Here is a 3,121-nt window from a genome sequence, read left to right on the forward strand (position 1 = left end):
GCTATGTGGAACTCAAACCCAACGAACTGATCCGCCACACTGATCAGTTCGACGACCCCAACCTGCCGGGTGAAATGCAGGTCACCATTACTCTGAAGGAAGTGCTTTGTGGCACCGAACTGAACATCACCCAGGTAGGCATCCCGGAAATGATTCCGGTGGAGTTTTGCTACCAGGGCTGGCAGGAATCCCTGGAAATGCTGGCGCAACTGGTGACGCCGGAAATCCCTGACGAGGGGTGAATGGATCTTGGAATTGGCCTGTTCACACGCAGGGGAGGGTGATGGTGTAGAGTTGCCGGGGAATCATTTACCAATACGTTTCAACGTCGGAGTGACCATGTCCAATTCGCCACAACAATGGCTGCAGGCCTTCACCGGGGGCTTCATTGCCACCCTGCTGTTTCATCAAGGGGTATTGGCGCTGTTCTGGCTGGGTGGGCTGATCCCGGCTGCGCCCTGGAACATGACCCCGGTACCGCCTTTGGGCATTCCCCAGGTACTGTCGCTGGCATTCTGGGGCGGGGTCTGGGGCGTTCCGATCTGGTGGCTGATCCGCCGTTGGCAGGGTATTCGGCATTGGTTGGGGGCGCTGATCCTCGGTGCCATCGGGCCGACACTGGTGGCCATGCTGCTGGTGTTCCCGTTAAAAGGCCTGGACGTGAACGCCACCAAGGTGGTCGGTGGCTTGATCGTCAATGGCGCCTGGGGATTGGGGCTCGCCGCGTGGATGTGGCTCAACCGGGCGAGCTGGCAGAATTGATTTTCTTTCCTGAAAACAGGTGCCAAGGGCGCCTGTTTTCGTTGTGATTGCGGTTGGCCGGTCAGCCAGAGAATGGCACGAACAGCCCTAGTCTTGTGTTGCCATCGTGGTAGCGTTGGCCTTCTTTTTATCGGCGGGAGCCAAGCATGCCCAGTAACACTCATACCGTGATGGTCACCGGCGCCTCGGGCTACATTGCCGGCTGGATCGTTAAATACCTGCTGGAAGCGGGTCATACCGTGCATGCCACGGTGCGTGATCCCAACAAGGCGAAGAGCGTCGATCATCTGAAACGCATCGCCGACGCTGCCCCCGGTACCCTGAAACTGTTCAAAGCCGACCTGCTGGATGCCGAGAGTTTCGATGCGCCCATGCAGGGCTGCGACATTCTCATGCACACCGCCTCGCCGTTTGTACTCGATGGCTTCACCGATGCCCACGAGGCCCTGGTGCGCCCGGCAGTGGAAGGTACCCGCAATGTGCTCAATGCCGCCAACCGCTGCGACACCCTCAAGCGCGTGGTTCTCACCAGCAGCGTGGCCTCCGTGTACGGTGATGCTACCGACATGAAAGGCAAGAGCGCCTTCACCGAAGCGGACTGGAACACCACCAGCAGCGTCGACCATAACCCGTATCAGTACTCCAAGGTGGCCGCCGAGCGGGAAGCCTGGAAGATCCACGACGGCCAGTCCGATTGGGACCTGGTGACCATCAATCCGGGTATGGTTTATGGCCCCTCACTGACCAACGCCAGCAACTCCGCCAGCATTGGCACCCTGCTGGACATGGGGCGCGGCAAACTGAAAACCGGCGTGCCGGCTCTGGAATACGGCATGGTGGATGTGCGTGAAGTGGCGCAGGCTCATCTTTTAGGCGCGTTCAAACCGGAAGCAGAAGGGCGCTACATTCTGGTCAGCCAGTCCGTGTCCATGCTCGACATCGCCGGCATGCTGCGCAAGCAATTCGGCAAGCAATACCCCTTCCCGATGATGAAGGTGCCCAAGCCGGTGGTATGGGCCGTCGGTCCATTCATGGGCCCGGTCACCCGCAAGTTCATCAGCCGCAACGTGGGTCATCCGCTGCGCTTCGACAACAGCCGCAGCAAGGCGCTGGGTGTGGATTATCGACCGGCGGCGGATACCTTCAAGGATCACTTCGAACAGGTGCTGGAAGACGGGCTGGTAAGACGGCGTTAGTGCCAGCCAGGCTCCCTGAATCACGAAGACTGGTTTCCAGGGAGCCAGCTTTTCGGACTTGCCATGGTGCTGTTACTTCGCCGGGCCAATGAGCGTGGCTAGCGGCTCGGCCAGATCCTTTCCTGATGATCAGAGAGTTCCCTATAGTTAAGGACTACTTGTTGTCGGTCTACTTTGCCATTGGCCAGCAAAGGCCAATTACTGCGACGGTAGATCTTCGCCGGCCTTAGTATTGGGGAGATGAGTGATCGCAGGGTCCTGATCTTGTTGCTGTGATCGGCACCGGTTGCATGAACAATAAGAGTCAGCTTTTCTTCATCCAGCATGGCTACTGCGCCTTGAAAGCCGGCTTTGGTTGCCGCTAGCTCAACCTCTTTGAGGCTGTGTCGTTCCCCACCTAATTTGACCAGTTGGTCGCAACGCCCGGAAAGGTGTAGTTCACCGTCAATAATCCTGCCGGCATCTCCACTCGCAACCCATTCGCCAAAGTGGGTCAGATCACCGCTTTCATTAAGATAGCCAATGGCTGACCAGGGAGATCGAAACTCCAGTGGGCCAACTGGTTGGTTGCCCTCGATACGTAGGGTGGTTCCCTCAATACAGCTCCCCACATTCTCACTCAATGACTGAGAAGCAACGGTTACATCACGAACAGAAATTCGGGGCATGGCTTCTGTGCAGCCATAATTGTTGTAAAGGCGAGCATTAGGGAACATGGTTTTGAGGAACGCATAGTGACTTTCTGGGAAGGATTCTCCAGAGAAATTCACAACCTTGACGTTTTCCAGTGGAGCCATTTCATCACTGCACAAACGGGCGACCATTTTTATTTGCGTATTTACAAAGCATAGCATTTCAGAGCCTAGCTGGTCGGCTGCCGACAGCAGTGTCACTGGTGAAATGACATCGCCAGGCAAGTGCAGAGCCCGGCCCTTGTAAAGCGCCCAAAGTAGCTGATTGATCAGGCCGGAGGAAAAACCCAGAGGCAGGCATGCCAGCACCGAATTTACTGTCTCAAGATGCTGTGACGTGTGGATTGCCCGCAGCATTCCTGTCAATCGTTTCTCGGAGGCGGCAACAGCTTTTGGCTGGCCAGTGGAACCGCTGGTCAGCACATAAAGCAAAGTGTCATGTTGATCATGTAGTTCGGAAGCCGTTTGGAC

The 3,121-nt window shown here is 56.7% G+C and carries 4 protein-coding genes; 3 read left to right on the forward strand and 1 reads right to left on the reverse strand.

Annotated features, from left to right (window positions below; all coding sequences use genetic code 11):
- From ACFE0K_RS14280 to ACFE0K_RS14290, 3 genes are all read left to right on the forward strand, one after another.
- On the forward strand, positions 1–242 hold a 242-nt coding region (locus ACFE0K_RS14280; RefSeq protein WP_434536693.1), incomplete at its 5' end, for an SRPBCC domain-containing protein.
- 97 nt (positions 243–339) lie between these two features.
- On the forward strand, positions 340–762 hold the full coding sequence (locus ACFE0K_RS14285; RefSeq protein ID WP_434536694.1) for a hypothetical protein: 423 nt from the start codon (positions 340–342) through the stop codon (positions 760–762).
- A gap of 146 nt (positions 763–908) precedes the next feature.
- Complete coding sequence (locus ACFE0K_RS14290) at positions 909–1,958, forward strand: NAD-dependent epimerase/dehydratase family protein (protein WP_434536695.1); 1,050 nt, start codon at positions 909–911, stop codon at positions 1,956–1,958.
- Between the two features lie 98 nt (positions 1,959–2,056).
- On the opposite strand, the gene ACFE0K_RS14295 is transcribed toward ACFE0K_RS14290, so the two are convergent.
- Positions 2,057–3,121, reverse strand: a 1,065-nt coding sequence (locus ACFE0K_RS14295; protein WP_434536696.1) for an AMP-binding protein, incomplete at its 5' end; no start/stop codon positions are given.

Source organism: Alcanivorax sp., from assembly GCF_051117345.1.
In the GTDB taxonomy this organism is placed as follows: Bacteria; Pseudomonadota; Gammaproteobacteria; order Pseudomonadales; family Alcanivoracaceae; genus Alcanivorax.